The organism is Streptomyces sp. NPDC001678 (assembly GCF_042892945.1).
GTDB lineage: Bacteria > Actinomycetota > Actinomycetes > Streptomycetales > Streptomycetaceae > Streptomyces.
In genome coordinates this window covers 206,224-220,926 of sequence record NZ_JBIAUP010000008.1, presented here as the reverse complement: position 1 = coordinate 220,926, position 14,703 = coordinate 206,224, and the positions used below count along the sequence as shown (strand labels likewise).

Sequence of the window (14,703 nt, the reverse complement as noted above, 5' to 3'; positions counted from 1 at the left end):
GTTGCCGTCCTTCGACAAGCCGACGGATCAGCAGGAAACGACGCCGGACGCGCAGGGCGCGGACTCCAGGGCGGCCACCGAGGCCGCCCTCTTCGAGGCCTTCGGCGGCGTGCGAGGCATGGTGGAGACCACCGTCCCCGGTCTGGTCTTCGTCGCGATCTACACGGTCAAGCGCGACATCCACGTCGCGGCCATCGCCGCGCTGGGCCTCTCGCTCCTCCTGGGCATCGCCCGCCTGGTCCGCAAGGACACCCTCAAGCACGCCTTCAGCGGTGTCTTCGGCGTGGCCTTCGGCGCGGTCTTCGCGATGATGTCCGGCGACGCCAAGAACTTCTATCTGCCGGGCATGCTCTACACCCTGGGCCTGGCGGTGGGATACATCGTCTCGGCCGTGGCCGGCTATCCGCTGATGGGCCTGATCCTGGGCCCGGTGTTCAAGGAGAACCTCTCCTGGCGCACCCGCAACCCCGGCCGGAAGGTCGCCTACACCAAGGCCAGCTGGGCCTGGGGGCTGATCCTGCTCGCCAAGTCGGCGATCCTCTTCCCCCTCTACTGGTGGGGTGACGTCACCCAGCTGGGCTGGGTGAAGGTGGCCCTGGGCATCCCGCCGATGCTGCTGTCGGTCTATCTGACCTGGATCTTCCTCTCCAAGGCCCCGCCGCCGATCGACGTCTTCGCGGAGATGGAGGCGGCCGAGCGCGCGGAGCGCGAGCGCGAGGCGGAGGCGACGGCCCGCTGAAGTCCGGTGCGGTTCGGTAGCGCCCCGAAGTCACGGACTTCCAGCGGAGCGCTCAGCGCGCTCAGTGGCGCTGGTCGGCCGGTCCCTCGGCCCGGGGAAGGCCGGCGATGATCAGGTCGAGGGCGAATTCGAATCGCTGGTCGAAGCTGTCGGGGCCGACGTACGGCAGGACCTCGGCCAGGGCCGGGTAGCTGTCGGCCGGGGCCTGCTCCGGGAGGAGGGCCGGTGCGCTCTCCTGGGCGGCCTGCTGTTCCTGGGTGAGGCCCAGGGTCAGGTAGAAGATCGTCCAGTGGGTCCACGCGGCCGTACGCGGCGAGTGGCCGGCCGCCAGCAGGGTGGCGACCACGGTGTCGGCGTAGCGCAGCGTGCGGGGCTCGGCGGCGAAGACGCCCGCGACCATTCTGGCGGCGTCGCGGTGGGAGAGCAGTGCCGTGCGGCAGCGGCGGCTCAGTTCCTTGAGGCGGTCGGGGAACGCCTCGGGCAGTGGCTCGTCGAGACAGTGCGCGAGGAGTTCGTCGGAAGCCAGTTCGAGCAGGCGGCCCTTGCTGGAGGCGTGCCAGCGGACAGTGTTGTGCTGCACGCCGAGCCTGGCCGCGACGGCGCGCATGGTCACGCCGTCCAGTCCGTGCTCGTCGAGGACCGCCAGCGTGGCGGCGACGATCTCGCCCCGTGTCGTACCCATCCGTTGCGCCTTCCCGGTCGGCTTTGGCATCCCTGCTGCCCAACCTCTGTTTCCCAACCCTGTTGTCCAATGGACAATCCTAGGGCATGCTCACTCTTGTCCAGCGGACAAGAGTGAGAGGTTGTGGTTGTCATGATCGACGTGCTCATCGCCGGGGCCGGCCCGGTGGGGCTCTGGCTGGCCGCGGAGTTGCGTCTGCACGGGGTGGAGGTGACCGTCGTGGAACGCCGGGCGGCGCCGGACGGACGGTCGCGCGCGGTCGGCATGCAGGCCGGCACGCTGGACACCTTCGCCACCCGCGGACTCGCGGAGCGGTTCATCGAACGCGGCACCCCGGTGCCGACCGGCCACTTCGGGGCGGCGACCACCCGGCTGGACTTCTCCACGATCGGCGCGGTGCACCCGTTCATGCTGGCGCTGGGTCAGTCCGTCACCGAACAGCTCCTGGAGGAGCACGCGGTCGCCGTGGGCGCCCGGGTGCTGCGCGGGGAGGAGGTCGTCTCGCTCACCCAGGACCCGGACGCCGTCGAGGCGGTGATCCGGGCCGGCGGCACCCACCGGACCGTGCGGGCCCGCTGGGTGGTGGGCTGCGACGGCACCCGCAGCGCGGTGCGCCGGGCGGCCGGCATCGACTTCCCCGGTCAGGACACCACCCTGACCGGGTGGCTCGCCGACGTCGAACTCGACGATCCGCCCACCGCTCCGCTCGGCGCCACCGGGCCGGCCGGTTCGTTCCTGGCGGCCCCGATCGGCGACGGCGTCCACCGGCTGGCGGGCCTCTCCACGGCGACCATGCGCCACGGCGTCGACGAACCGCTGACCCTGGAGGAGGTGCGCGAGCAGACCCGTACGCTACTGGGACGGGACCTGGGCATCCGCGACCCCCGGTGGCTGTCGCGCTACGGCAACGCCACCCGCCAGGCCGCGCGGTACCGGGCCGGACGGGTGCTGGTGGCCGGGGACGCGGCGCACATGTTCTTCCCGGCCGGTGGGCAGGGCATGAACCTCGGCATCCAGGACGCCACCAACCTGGGCTGGAAGCTGGCCGCCGCCCTCCAGGGCCGGGCGCCCGACGGACTGCTCGACAGCTACGACACGGAGCGCCGGCCGGCCGCCCGCGCCGTCATCGACAACACCCGCGCGCAGCTCGCCCTGTTCGCCGCGGCGAGCCCGGAGCAGATCGCGCTGCGCGAGGTCTGGTCCGCCGCGCTGGCCGAACCGCGGACCAACCGCCAGTGGGCCCGCCGGATCGCCGGCTTCGACGACCCGCTCCCCGTCGGCACCGCACCCGGCGCACACCCGCTGAACGGCACGCGCCTGGCCGGCCTCGCCCTGGACGCGGTCGACGGGTCCACCGCCCACGCGTTGATGCACCACGGCCGGCCGCTGCTGCTGGACCTCGACGGGATGCGGACTCCGTGTTCCGCACGCGGTCTGGAACAGCGGACGGTCACCGTCAACACCGAAGCAACGGATCCGGTCTGGCGGGACGTCACCGCCGTTCTGATCCGACCGGACGCCCGGATCGCCTGGGCCGGCACCGACACCGACCCGCAGCGCCGGGCCGCGGACTGCCTCACCGCCCTGCGCGCCCTGTGCCGCTGAGCGCGCTGGGTGAGCCCACCTACCGGACAGCGCCGGCCCATCAGTGCGATGGGCCGGCGCTTCCTGCGTCCGGCTGTCAAGGCCGGGGCTATTGGGTGGCGTTGCCTTTCCGGGCCTTCAGCTTGTTGATCAGTCGTTCCGCGTGTTGCCGGGGGTGAAGGGGCCCTCGTCGGCGAACCGCCGCAGCCAGCGGGCGAAGGTGCGGGCATCCTCGCGAGGCCAGGAGTGGAGCGAGTCCTCGATGCGGGAGGCCAGCCGTTCCCTGGTGGTGCGCACTGCGTCGCGGCCCTCGTCGGTGAGGGCGAGCAGGGTCGCACGGCCGTCCGCGGGGTCCGGTTCGCGCCGCAGCAGGCCGGCCTGCTGCAGCCGGTCGGCCCGCCGGGTGACGGTGGTGCGGTCGAGTCCGATCTCGCGCCCGAGGTCGGCGGCGCTGCAGGAGCCGGTTCGAGCCAGACCGCTGAGCACGGGGTAGGTGGAGGCGTCGACCGTCTCTCCCAGGCCCTCGGTCAGCTGTGCGTAGAGGTGGTCGCGCGTGCTCCGTCGGAGGAGCAGTCCCAGCGCGTCGGCGATCTCATTTCCGGTCCCGTTTGTCACGCCCCCAGATTAGCGTGCGCGGAGCACGCTTTATGCGCTACTGTTGATGCGTGCTTCAGGCACGCATTATTCGTTCGGCGCACCACGTCGACGGTCACGGCAAACAGGAGGAAGACCTATGTCTCGCACCGACATCAGCACGGCCCTCACCGATCTGCTCTTCACCCCGGGACTCGATCTGGATGCGGCGGCCGACCGCCACTTCGCCCCTGACTACCGTCAGCGCACCGACGGCCGGTGGGACGACCGGCAGGAGTTCCTGGCGCACATCGCCCACCTGCGCCAGGTCGTGGCGAGCGGCTCGGTCCAGGTGCACGACGAGCTCGTGGACGGCGACCGGTACGCCGACCGGCACACGGTGAACGTCACCAAGAACGACGGAGCCACCGTTCGCATGGAGGTCTACCTCTTCGGGGAGTTCGCGCCCGACGGGCGCTTTCGCCGGATCGAGGAGACCACTCTCATGCTCGAAGGCGCCGCAGACGACCGCAATCTCGGCAGCGCTCGCTGAGCGGCCACCGCGAAGCCGGCCGGAGCGGCCACGGTCCGGACCGATAGGCCGTATGGCGCGACGCCAGCGCAACTGACCGATCTGGAGGGACCGGTCTGGAGGGGTAGTTCATAGGGCCGTACCCGCCGATCGGCGAGTACGGCCCGTACCCCGATCATCGCGAGATGGTGATGCCGGCCTCGGCGATCGACCGGCTGGCCGAGGAGTTCTTCCATACGGGCGAGATCGTCCTGCGGGCAGCCGCGCTCTGCCGCGAGGGCGGCGGTCTCCGTCTCCAGAAGCCGGCGGAAGGCGCACGGATCGCGCGTCCCCTTCAAGGTCACGGGCAGGATCCGGTATCCCGAGCGGGGGAGCGCAGAGACCAGCCCATCGCGTTGCAGCCGGGTCAGGGCCTCTCAGGCGGCGTATGGCGGCCGTCGCCGCCGAACTCGACGGCTGCCCACGCAAAACGCTCGGCTGGGAAACCCCGGCCGAGCGCCTGCGTGAACCACTCGCGGCCCGCCCGATTCCCGGGCGGCCCTCGGCGTACGTGGTGGGTCCGTACGGACCGGACTCAGTCGGCAGTGGCCTCGCGGCGCGCCGACAGCAGGTCCTCCAGCTGCTCCTCACGAGCCGGGGCGGCCACGAACAGCAGCTCGTCGCCGGCCTCCAGCGCGTCCTCCCGGTTGGGGGTGAGCACGCGGTTGCCACGGATGATGGTGACCAGCGAGGTGTCCTCCGGCCAGTCCACGTCGCCGACACGGATGCCGGCCAGCGCCGACTCCGGCGGCAGGGTGAGCTCGACGAGGTTGGCGTCGCCCTGGCTGAAGCGCAGCAGCCGCACCAGGTCGCCGACGCTCACGGCCTCCTCGACCAGCGCCGACATCAGACGCGGGGTGGAGACGGCGACGTCCACGCCCCAGGCCTCGTTGAAGAGCCACTCGTTCTTGGGGTTGTTCACCCGGGCCACGACCCGGGGCACCCCGTACTCGGTCTTGGCGAGCAGCGAGACGACCAGGTTGACCTTGTCGTCACCGGTCGCGGCGATGACCACGTTGCAGCGCTGGAGCGCCGCCTCGTCGAGCGAGGTGATCTCGCAGGCGTCGGCCAGCAGCCACTCCGCCAGCGGCACCCGCTCCACCGAGATGGCCGAGGGGGCCTTGTCGATCAGCAGGACCTCGTGCCCGTTCTCCAGCAGCTCGCCCGCGATGGAACGGCCGACGGCCCCGGCACCCGCGATAGCGACCCTCACAGCATTGCTCCGTTCGCTTCTCCGCCCACGCGGCGAACGCGCGCGTCGTACTCCGTCTGCGGCTGAGCGGCCGCGTGTGCGTCGCTCACCGGTGACCCTCCTCAGGCCCCTGGGAGAAAGCCGCCTCGACCTTCTCGAGCTCGTCGGTGCGCATCATCACGTGCACCAGATCGCCCTCCTGAAGCACCGTGGAGGACGTGGGCAGCATCGCCTCGCCCAGTCGGGTGAGGAACGCCACGCGCACCCCGGTCTCCTCCTGGAGGGCGCTCACCTTGTGGCCGACCCACGCCTCGGCGATGGGGACCTCGGCGAGCTGCACACCGCCGCTGGGGTCGCGCCACAGCGGCTCCGCGCCCGACGGCAGCAGTCGCCGCAGCATCTGGTCGGCGGTCCACCGCACGGTGGCCACGGTCGGGATGCCGAGCCGCTGGTAGACCTCGGCACGGCGGGGGTCGTAGATACGGGCCGCCACGTTCTCGACGCCGAACATCTCGCGGGCCACCCGGGCCGCGATGATGTTGGAGTTGTCGCCGCTGCTCACGGCGGCGAAGGCGCCGGCCTCCTCGATGCCCGCCTCACGCAGCGTGTCCTGGTCGAAGCCGACGCCGGTCACCCGGCGCCCGCCGAACCCGGAGCCCAGACGGCGGAAGGCCGTCGGGTCCTGGTCGATCACGGCGACCGTGTGGCCCTGCTGCTCAAGGGTCTGCGCGAGGGCCGAGCCCACTCGCCCGCACCCCATGATCACGATGTGCATTACGCCTGCCCCAAGCTCCGGACTACCGCGCTGACCTGCACCAACACCCTGCTCACAACTTTCTTCCTCGACTCACGGCCCCACGGGCGGGGGCCCGAGGGTACGACGCGATGTGCTCGATGGGAGTTTTGTCCGCACCGGGCGCATGCCACCACCGTATCCGCACCCCCCGGACGACCGGGCGCCAGGACCTCCGACCGAGCCTTCGATCAAGCCTTCGACCGGGCCTCCGGCCAAGCCCGTGGCCGGGCCTCCGACCGGGACCGTCGCGGGCGCCGGGGCCCCGCGACGCCCCACCCCGGGGCGGGCTCGGCGGGGGTTCCGTACCCCTCCCGGGGCCTCCGAACCGGGGTGACGTGAACCCCATCCCCTTGAAGGGACGAAAGGCGTGCGCAAGCATGTTCGGGACTCGTGACGGAGATCGGACGCACGGTCATGTACGCGGTTAGGATGATCCGCGTATTCCGCTTCTGGACGGGACGTCAGGGTGCCGACCTGTCCCTCCGACCGCAAGCCCCCTTCGTCCAAGAGGAATTGATGTCTGATCACATATCCCAGGTGGTGATCTGGTGTCTGGTCGTCGCGGTGGCCGCCGTGGCGGTTCTGCTGACCCGTCAGCGCTCGATCACCGCCGGACTTCGCAGGCGCGTCGCCCAGCTGGAGGAGAGCGTCCAGGCACGTGACGAGGAGATGGGGCATCTGGTCGGTGTCCGGCTGCCCGCCGTCGCGGACGCCGTCAGCCAGGAGGTGCCGCTGCCCGGGCCGCTCGACGCGCGGCTCGCCGGCACCCTCTTCGCGCAGCGCCTCCAGGATGTGATGGACCTCTTCGCCCAGGCCGTGGAAAAGGCGCAGAGCCGGGCGGACCAGTCCGCGAAGGCCGCGCTCAAGGCTTCCATGCGCGCCCTCCAGGGGCTGGCGCACGAGCAGCAGCTGGCCATCTCGGAGATGCAGGAGCGGCACGACAACCCCGACGTCCTGCGCGATCTGCTGGAGATCGACCACGCCAACGCCCAGTTCGGCCGGCGCGCGCAGGCCATCGCCGTGCTCTGCGGCTCCTGGCCCGGCCGGCAGCGCGTCGCCTCCCCGCTGACCGATGTGGTCCGGGGCGCCACCTCCCGGATCCGCGACTACCGCCGCGTCCGGGTGCACGGCGGCCAGAACGAGCTCGCGGTCGTCAGCCGGGTCGTCGAACCCGTCGTCCTCGCCGTGGCCGAGCTCCTCGACAACGCCGCCCGGCACTCCCAGCCCAACACCATCGTCGAGGTCAGCCTCCAGCCGGTGCACAACGGCGCGTGCGTCGTCATCGACGACGCGGGCGTGGGCATGGACGGCCGTGAGATCCAGGAAGCCGTCGCCATGCTCTCGGGCCGGCGGGCGGTGGACGTCTCCCGCCTCGGCGACCCCCCGCAGTTCGGCTTCCCCGTGATCGGCGTGCTCGCCGCGCGCTACGGCTTCAGCGTCTCGGTCGACACCCGCTCCCCGTACGGCGGTGTCCGCGCCGTCCTGTTCCTGCCCTCCGCGCTGCTCACCCAGCTGGAGCTGGACGGGCCCGGCACGACACCCCTGCGGGAGCGCGGACGGGACGAGGAGGCGCGGCACACCCCGACCGTGCCCGCCCCGCGCGGCCCCTCCCGGCCGCGCACCCGCCACCCGGAGCGCACCCACGCACCGCAGGAGCCGCCCGCGTACGGCGCCGGCGCGAACCGGCCCGCCGAGAGCACCGGCACCCCGCACCCGACCTCGCACTCCGCCCCGCACACCACCCCGCACACCACGCCGGACCCGCCCGGCACCGGCACCTCTTACAACGCCGGTACCGCTCACAACGCTGGCACCTCTCACAACGCTGGCACCTCTCACAACGTCGGCGCCCCGCACGACGCCGGCAACGTGCCCGACACCGGTACCTCGCACACCAGCGGCACCACGAGCAGCGCCGACGATGCCCTCGGCGCCGGTGCCCCGCACACCCCCGGCACCGCACACAGCACCGGCACCCCGCACCCCGCCGGCACCCCGCACATCACCGGCTCCACCGCCGGCGGGCTGCCCAAGCGCCGCCGCAGGCAGCCCGCGCCCGGACAGCAGCGCCACTCCCGGCCGGCCGCGCCGATGCCGCCCACCGACCTCCCCCCGGAGCGCTCGGCGGAGGAGACCGCCCGGCGCATGGGCGCGTTCGCCCGCGGCACCCGCACCGGCCGCACCGGTGAACACCACTTCCCGCCACTGCCCGGCGCCCCCGGCAGCGGAACAGGAACCGGGAGCGGGGCCGGCCCCGTTCCCGGCCCGCAGGCCGACGCCCACGCCCCCACGCCCGTAGAAGACGAAGGGAACCCGCACGCGTGAACGACCACATGAACAAAGAGCTGGGCTGGATGCTGGACGAGGTCGTCAAGATGCCGGAGGCCCGGCACGCGATCCTGCTCTCCGCCGACGGCATGCTGCGCGCCCACTCCCAGGGCATCGACCGCGACGAGGCCGAGCGCCAGGCGGCCGCCCTCTCGGGGCTGCAGTCCATCAGCCGCTCCACCACCGAGTTCTGCACCCACCCGCGGAACCAGGACAGCCCCTGGCGGCAGACGCTCATCGAGTTCGCCCACGGCTATGTCTTCCTCATCGCCGCCGGCCCCGGTGCCTACCTCGCCGTCTCGGCGAGCGAGAACGTCGACATGGAAGCCGTCACCTACCGCATGCAGAAGACCGTCGACCGGCTCGGCAAGGAACTGGTGAGCCCGCCCCGGCAGGGCACGGGCGCCTGGCAGGGCGGCCCGGGCAGCCAGGCATGACCCCGCCGGCGCCGCGCCGCGACAAAGGGCTGGTCCGCCCTTATGTCGTCACCGAGGGCCGCTCCCATCCCACGCGCAACACCTTTGACCTCGTCACCCTGGTGATGGCGCATGAGGACCGGCCGCTCGGCGGCCTCAGTCCGGAGAAGCACGCCCTCATGGAGCTCTGTCTCGGCGGCGCCCTGTCCGTCGCCGAGATCGCCGGCCATCTGATGCTGCCCGTCAGCGTCGTCAAGGTGCTGCTCGGCGATCTCGTCGACAGCGGCCACCTCTCCACCCGGGCCCCCATCCCCTCGGCAGAGCTGCCCGAGGCCCAGATCCTCCAGGAGGTGCTCGATGGACTCCGCGCTCGCCTCTGACGGAGCCGTCTACCTGCCCCGTACCGTCCGGACCGCGGCGAAGATCCTCGTCGTGGGGCACTTCGCGGTCGGCAAGACCACCTTCGTCGGCTCGCTGTCGGAGATCCGGCCGCTGCGCACGGAGGAGACCATGACCCAGGCCGGCGCGCTCGTCGACGACCTGGCCGGCATCGACGGCAAGACCACCACGACCGTCGCCATGGACTTCGGCCGGCTCACCCTCAGCGAGAGCCTCGTCCTCTATCTCTTCGGCGCGCCCGGCCAGCAGCGCTTCACCCGGCTCTGGCAGGACATGACCCATGGCGCGCTCGGCGCGCTCGTCCTCGCCGACACCCGGCGGCTGGACCAGTCCTTCGAGGTCATGGGGCTGCTGGAGGAGCTCGGGCTGCCGTACGCGGTCGCCGTCAACCACTTCGACGGCGCCCCTTCGTACCCCGACGAGGAGATCCGCGAGGCCCTGGACCTCCTCCCGGAGACCCCGCTGATCACCTGTGACGCCCGTGACCGGGTCTCGTCGACCCGCGCCCTGATCACCCTCGTGGAATACCTCAGCGCCCGCATCGCCCAGGAGCACGTGTGACCTTCCGCCCGGACGCACCACCCCCCGGGTGCCCCGCGCACCAGGCGCCGCCCACGCCCCACCCCTCGCCGCCCTCCGCCTACACCCCGCTCTACGGACGCGACTTCGCCGCCGACCCGCACGCCGTCTACCAGCGGCTGCGGCAGTACGGGCCCGCCGCGCCCGTGGAGCTCTCCCCCCGGGTCAGGGCCACCCTCGTCACCGACTACCGCGCCGCGCTGGAGGTCCTGCGCAGCCCCGACCGGTTCGTCAAGGACGCCCGCCACTGGCGCGCCCTCGCCGACGGCCGTATCGAGGCGGACAACCCGGTGGTGCCGATGATGGCCTACCGGCCCAACTGCCTGTTCTCCGACGGCGACCACCACCGCCGCTACCGCCAGGCCGTCGACGACAGCCTCGCCCGGATCGACCCCAACGCCCTGCGCGGCTACGTCGAGCGCAGCGCCGACAGCCTCATCGACCGCTTCACCGCGCTCGGCGAGGCCGACCTGCTCGGCAGCTACGCCAAGACCCTTCCACTGCTGGTCTTCCAGCAGCTCTTCGGCTGCCCGCCCGAGCTGGGCGACCGGCTCGTCGAGGGCTTCTCCGGCATCTTCGACGGCGTCGAGGCCGAGCGCGCCGACGCCCTGATCACCAGCAGCCTCCTGGAGCTCATCGCCCTCAAGCGCCGGCAGCCCGGCGCGGACGTGATCTCCTGGCTGATGGCCCACCCCGCCCAGCTCAGCGACGAGGAGATGCTCCATCAGCTCGTCGTCCTGATCGGCGCGGGCACCGAGCCCCAGCAGAACCTGATCGCCAACGCGCTGCGGCTGCTGCTCTCCGACGACCGCTTCGCCGGCGACCTCGCCGGGGGCAGCCTGCCCGTCGACGACGCCCTCGACGAGGTCCTCTGGCTCGACCCGCCCATGGCCAACTACGCAGTCCACTACCCCCTGGCCGACGAGAGCCTCGGCGGCGTCCCGCTGCGCGCGGGCGAGCCCGTGGTGGTCAGCTTCGCCGCCGCCAACACCGACCCCGCCCTGCGCACCGGCCACCCGGCCGGCAGCCGCGCCGGGAACCGTGCCCACCTCGCCTGGAGCGCGGGCCCCCACCACTGCCCCGCCAAGGACCCCGCCCGGCTCATCGCGGCCGCCGCCGTCGAGCGGCTGCTGGACCGGCTCCCGGACCTGGAGCTGGCCGTGCCCGCCGACCGGCTCGTCTGGCGGCCCGGCCCGTTCCACCGCGCGCTCACCGCGCTGCCGGTGCGCTTCCCCCCGTTGCCCGTCCCCGTGCCGGCGCCCCCGCCCGTACACCCCGGTATGGCCCCCCACCCTCAGCCGTCCACGCCGACCCCGGCCGAGACCTCTGGAGACCGCCGATGGACCGCCCCGCATGCCCCGTCGTCATCGATCCCGCCGGCCGTGACATCCATGGCGAAGCCGCCCGTCTCCGGGCCCTCGGGGAAGCGGTCCCCGTGGAGCTCCCTGGGGGCGTGGTGGCGTGGGCAGTGACCAGCCAGCCGCTGCTCAAGCGGCTGCTGACCGACCCGAGGGTCTCCAAGGACCCGCACCGGCACTGGCCCGCCTGGATCAACGGCGAGATCTCCCCGGAGTGGCCGCTCTACACCTGGGTCGCGGTGACCAATATGTTCACCGCCTACGGAAGTGACCACAAGCGGCTGCGCACCCTCGTCGCCAAGGCGTTCACCGCCCGCCGCACCGCCGCCCTGCGCCCACGGATCGAGCGGATGGCTGCCGACCTCCTGGACCGCCTCGACGCCACCCCGCCCGGTGCGGTCGTCGACCTGCGCGAGGAGTACGCCTACCCCATCCCCATCCAGGTCATCTGCGAGCTCTTCGGCGTCGAGGACGAGACCATGCGGGAGGGCCTGCGCCGCTGCGTCGACTCGATCTTCCACACCTCGGCCGACCCCGAGGAGGTGACCGCCACCTACAGCGAGCTCTACGCCCTGCTGCGCGCCCTCGTCGCCCTCAAACGGGAGACCCCCGGCGACGACATGACCAGCGTGCTGATCTCCGCCCGCGACGAGGAGGACGGCAGACTGGGCGAGCAGGAGCTCGTCGACACCCTCCTGCTGATGATCGGCGCGGGCCACGAGACCACCGTCAACCTCCTCGACAACGCCATCCACGCCCTGCTCACCCACCCCGAGCAGCTCGCCCTCGTCCGTGACGGCAAGGCCGGCTGGGACGACGTGATCGAGGAGACCCTGCGCGTCCAGGCACCCGTCGCCAACCTCCCGCTGCGCTACGCGGTGGAGGACATCGAGCTGGACGGGGTAGCGGATGGGGGAGGGGACGGGGGAGTGGGCAGGGGAGTGGTGCTGCGCAAGGGCGATGCCATCGTCGCCGCCTACGCCGCCGCGGGCCGCGATCCCGGCCTCTACGGCGACGACGGCGATCGTTTCGATGTGATGCGTGCCACCAAGGAGCACCTCTCCTTCGGTCACGGAGTGCACTTCTGCCTCGGCGCCCCGCTGGCCCGGCTGGAGGCGGCCGTCGCGCTGCCCGCGCTCTTCGCCCGCTTCCCCGAGATGTCGCCGGCGGTGGCTCCGGAGGAGCTCAGCCCGGTGGAGTCCTTCATCTCCAACGGCCACCGCGCGCTGCCGGTGAGGCTGCGACCGTAGCCGGCATTTGAACAGCCCTTTACCCACCGGGAGTGATCGCGTAGCGTACGCAGGATCGACTCCCGGTGGGTAGCGGGTGGGCGATACCCATACGGAACCCTTACGATCCTCTGCGTGTCCAAACTGACCGACCTGCCGAAACGGATCCTCATCGGCCGGGCGTTGCACAGCAACAAGCTGGGAGAAACCCTTCTCTCCAAGCGCATCGCCCTCCCCGTCTTCGCCTCCGACCCGCTCTCCTCCGTGGCGTACGCGCCGGGCGAAGTGCTCCTCGTGCTGTCCGTGGCGGGCGTGTCCGCCTACCACTTCAGCCCATGGATCGCGGTGGCGGTCGTCGTGCTGATGTTCACGGTGGTCGCCTCGTACCGCCAGAACGTCCACGCCTATCCGAGCGGCGGCGGCGACTACGAGGTCGCCAACGTCAACCTCGGCCCCAAGGCGGGCCTGACCGTCGCCAGCGCCCTGCTCGTCGACTACGTCCTGACCGTCGCGGTCTCCATCGCCTCCGGCATCGAGAACCTCGGCTCCGCCATCCCCTTCGTCGTCGAGCACAAGACCGCGTGCGCCATCGCCGTGATCGTGCTGCTGACCCTGATGAACCTCCGGGGCGTCAAGGAGTCCGGCAAGCTCTTCGCGATCCCCACCTATGTCTTCGTCGGCGGCGTCTTTGTGATGATCGCCTGGGGTGCCTACCGCGGCCTGATCGCGGGCGACACCATGAAGGCCCCCACCGCCGACTACACGATCAACGCCGAGCACACGGGTCTCGCGGGCTTCGCCCTCGTCTTCCTGCTGCTCCGCGCGTTCTCGTCCGGCTGCGCCGCGCTCACCGGCGTCGAGGCGATCAGCAACGGCGTCCCCGCCTTCCGCAAGCCGAAGTCCAAGAACGCCGCGACGACCCTGGCCCTCATGGGCGGCCTCGCCGTCACCATGTTCTGCGGCATCATCGGCCTGGCCCTGGCCACCAAGGTGCGGATGGCCGAGAACCCGGCCACCGACCTGCTGAAGAACGGCACACCGGTCGGCGACGGCTACACCCAGAACCCGGTGATCTCGCAGGTCGCCGAGGCCGTCTTCGGCAACGGCTCGTTCTTCTTCATCGTGCTGGCGGCCGCCACCGCGCTGGTGCTGTTCCTCGCGGCCAACACCGCGTACAACGGCTTCCCGCTGCTCGGCTCGATCCTCGCCCAGGACCGCTACCTGCCGCGCCAGCTCCACACCCGCGGCGACCGGCTCGCGTTCTCCAACGGCATCGTGCTGCTGGCCGGCGCCGCCGCCGTCCTGACGTACATCTACGGCGCGGACTCCACCAAGCTGATCCAGCTGTACATCGTCGGCGTCTTCGTCTCCTTCACCCTGAGCCAGACCGGCATGGTCCGGCACTGGAACCGCCTCCTGCGGTCCGAGACCGACCCGGCCCAGCGCCGCCGCATGATGCGCTCCCGGGCGATCAACACCTTCGGTGGCTTCCTCACCGGCCTGGTCCTGGTCGTCGTGCTGGTCACGAAGTTCACCCACGGCGCCTGGGTCGCCATCGTCGGCATGGTGATCTTCTACGCCACCATGACCGCCATCCGGCGCCACTACGACCGGGTCGCCGAGGAGATCGCCGCCCCCGACGAGCCCGGCGACGAGACCGTCCGCCCCTCCCGGGTGCACTCCATCGTCCTGGTCTCCAAGATCCACAAGCCCACGCTGCGGGCCCTGGCCTACGCCAAGCTGATGCGCTCCGACACCCTGGAGGCCGTGAGCATCAACGTCGACGCGGCCGAGACCAAGGCCCTGCGCGACGAGTGGCAGCGGCGCGGCATCGACGTCCCGCTGAAGATCCTCGACTCGCCCTACCGCGAGATCACCCGGCCCGTCATCGACTACGTCAAGGGCCTGCGCAAGGAGAGCCCGCGCGACGCGGTCAGCGTCTACATCCCCGAGTACGTGGTCGGCCACTGGTACGAGCACCTGCTGCACAACCAGAGCGCCCTGCGCCTGAAGGGCCGGCTGCTCTTCACCGCCGGCGTGATGGTCACCTCCGTGCCGTGGCAGCTGGATTCCTCCGAGGCAGCCAAGCGACGCGCCCGCAAGCGCGCCGAGTGGAACGCGCCGGGCTCGGTGCGCCGGGGCCCGGTGGGGGAGCAGAAGAAGGAAAAGGCGGCGACGCGCAAGTAGCGGCACGGGGCACCGATGTCACTGACGGGGTGCGGCGGGACGTAAACTGGACGGCTGTTGTCCAGGGGGT

At 71.6% G+C, this 14,703-nt stretch carries 14 protein-coding genes; 10 read left to right on the top strand and 4 right to left on the bottom strand.

Annotated elements, in window-relative coordinates; genetic code table 11:
- Nucleotide 1 precedes the first annotated feature (1 nt).
- Complete coding sequence (locus tag ACFYZR_RS19195) at nucleotides 2-739, top strand: DUF3159 domain-containing protein (protein WP_391911683.1); 738 nt, start codon at nucleotides 2-4, stop codon at nucleotides 737-739.
- Between the two features lie 61 nt (nucleotides 740-800).
- Here ACFYZR_RS19195 and ACFYZR_RS19190 read toward each other — a convergent pair whose 3' ends face one another.
- Nucleotides 801-1,421, bottom strand: a complete 621-nt coding sequence (locus ACFYZR_RS19190) for a TetR/AcrR family transcriptional regulator C-terminal domain-containing protein (protein ID WP_391911681.1) — start codon at nucleotides 1,419-1,421, stop codon at nucleotides 801-803.
- 132 nt (nucleotides 1,422-1,553) lie between these two features.
- Here ACFYZR_RS19190 and ACFYZR_RS19185 point away from each other — a divergent pair, with 132 nt between their 5' ends.
- Nucleotides 1,554-3,026 carry an FAD-dependent monooxygenase gene (locus ACFYZR_RS19185; RefSeq protein WP_391911679.1) on the top strand — a complete coding sequence of 491 codons (1,473 nt, stop codon included), beginning with the start codon at nucleotides 1,554-1,556 and terminating at the stop codon, nucleotides 3,024-3,026.
- Between the two features lie 129 nt (nucleotides 3,027-3,155).
- Here ACFYZR_RS19185 and ACFYZR_RS19180 read toward each other — a convergent pair whose 3' ends face one another.
- Nucleotides 3,156-3,620 (bottom strand): MarR family winged helix-turn-helix transcriptional regulator, encoded by a 465-nt coding sequence (locus ACFYZR_RS19180; RefSeq protein ID WP_391911677.1) that lies wholly within the window; start codon nucleotides 3,618-3,620, stop codon nucleotides 3,156-3,158.
- 118 nt (nucleotides 3,621-3,738) lie between these two features.
- On the opposite strand from ACFYZR_RS19180, the gene ACFYZR_RS19175 reads away from it, so the two are divergent.
- A complete protein-coding gene (locus tag ACFYZR_RS19175) occupies nucleotides 3,739-4,131 on the top strand; it encodes a nuclear transport factor 2 family protein (RefSeq protein ID WP_391911675.1) in 393 nt (130 codons plus the stop codon).
- 553 nt (nucleotides 4,132-4,684) lie between these two features.
- On the opposite strand, the gene ACFYZR_RS19170 is transcribed toward ACFYZR_RS19175, so the two are convergent.
- Both ACFYZR_RS19170 and ACFYZR_RS19165 read right to left on the bottom strand, forming a co-directional pair.
- Nucleotides 4,685-5,362 (bottom strand): potassium channel family protein, encoded by a 678-nt coding sequence (locus ACFYZR_RS19170; RefSeq protein WP_391911673.1) that lies wholly within the window; start codon nucleotides 5,360-5,362, stop codon nucleotides 4,685-4,687.
- Between the two features lie 85 nt (nucleotides 5,363-5,447).
- Nucleotides 5,448-6,116, bottom strand: coding sequence for a TrkA family potassium uptake protein (locus ACFYZR_RS19165; RefSeq protein ID WP_361699014.1), 669 nt, complete (start codon nucleotides 6,114-6,116; stop codon nucleotides 5,448-5,450).
- A gap of 537 nt (nucleotides 6,117-6,653) precedes the next feature.
- On the opposite strand from ACFYZR_RS19165, the gene ACFYZR_RS19160 reads away from it, so the two are divergent.
- From ACFYZR_RS19160 to ACFYZR_RS19130, 7 genes are all read left to right on the top strand, one after another.
- The gene (locus ACFYZR_RS19160; RefSeq protein WP_391911671.1) at nucleotides 6,654-8,462 is read left to right on the top strand and encodes an ATP-binding protein; all 1,809 of its coding nucleotides are present in this window, start codon (nucleotides 6,654-6,656) and stop codon (nucleotides 8,460-8,462) included.
- A gap of 8 nt (nucleotides 8,463-8,470) precedes the next feature.
- Nucleotides 8,471-8,902 (top strand): roadblock/LC7 domain-containing protein, encoded by a 432-nt coding sequence (locus ACFYZR_RS19155; RefSeq protein ID WP_391911888.1) that lies wholly within the window; start codon nucleotides 8,471-8,473, stop codon nucleotides 8,900-8,902.
- On the top strand, nucleotides 8,899-9,261 hold the full coding sequence (locus ACFYZR_RS19150; RefSeq protein ID WP_311610888.1) for a DUF742 domain-containing protein: 363 nt from the start codon (nucleotides 8,899-8,901) through the stop codon (nucleotides 9,259-9,261). Before ACFYZR_RS19155 ends, ACFYZR_RS19150 begins: the two co-directional genes overlap by 4 nt.
- Complete coding sequence (locus ACFYZR_RS19145) at nucleotides 9,239-9,841, top strand: ATP/GTP-binding protein (RefSeq protein ID WP_391911669.1); 603 nt, start codon at nucleotides 9,239-9,241, stop codon at nucleotides 9,839-9,841. The genes ACFYZR_RS19150 and ACFYZR_RS19145 overlap by 23 nt, the downstream gene beginning before the upstream one ends.
- On the top strand, nucleotides 9,838-11,331 hold the full coding sequence (locus ACFYZR_RS19140) for a cytochrome P450 (RefSeq protein WP_391911667.1): 1,494 nt from the start codon (nucleotides 9,838-9,840) through the stop codon (nucleotides 11,329-11,331). Before ACFYZR_RS19145 ends, ACFYZR_RS19140 begins: the two co-directional genes overlap by 4 nt.
- Nucleotides 11,328-12,467 (top strand): cytochrome P450, encoded by a 1,140-nt coding sequence (locus ACFYZR_RS19135; protein ID WP_391911665.1) that lies wholly within the window; start codon nucleotides 11,328-11,330, stop codon nucleotides 12,465-12,467. The genes ACFYZR_RS19140 and ACFYZR_RS19135 overlap by 4 nt, the downstream gene beginning before the upstream one ends.
- Before the next feature lie 114 nt (nucleotides 12,468-12,581).
- On the top strand, nucleotides 12,582-14,633 hold the full coding sequence (locus ACFYZR_RS19130; RefSeq protein ID WP_391911663.1) for an APC family permease: 2,052 nt from the start codon (nucleotides 12,582-12,584) through the stop codon (nucleotides 14,631-14,633).
- Nucleotides 14,634-14,703: the final 70 nt, after the last annotated feature.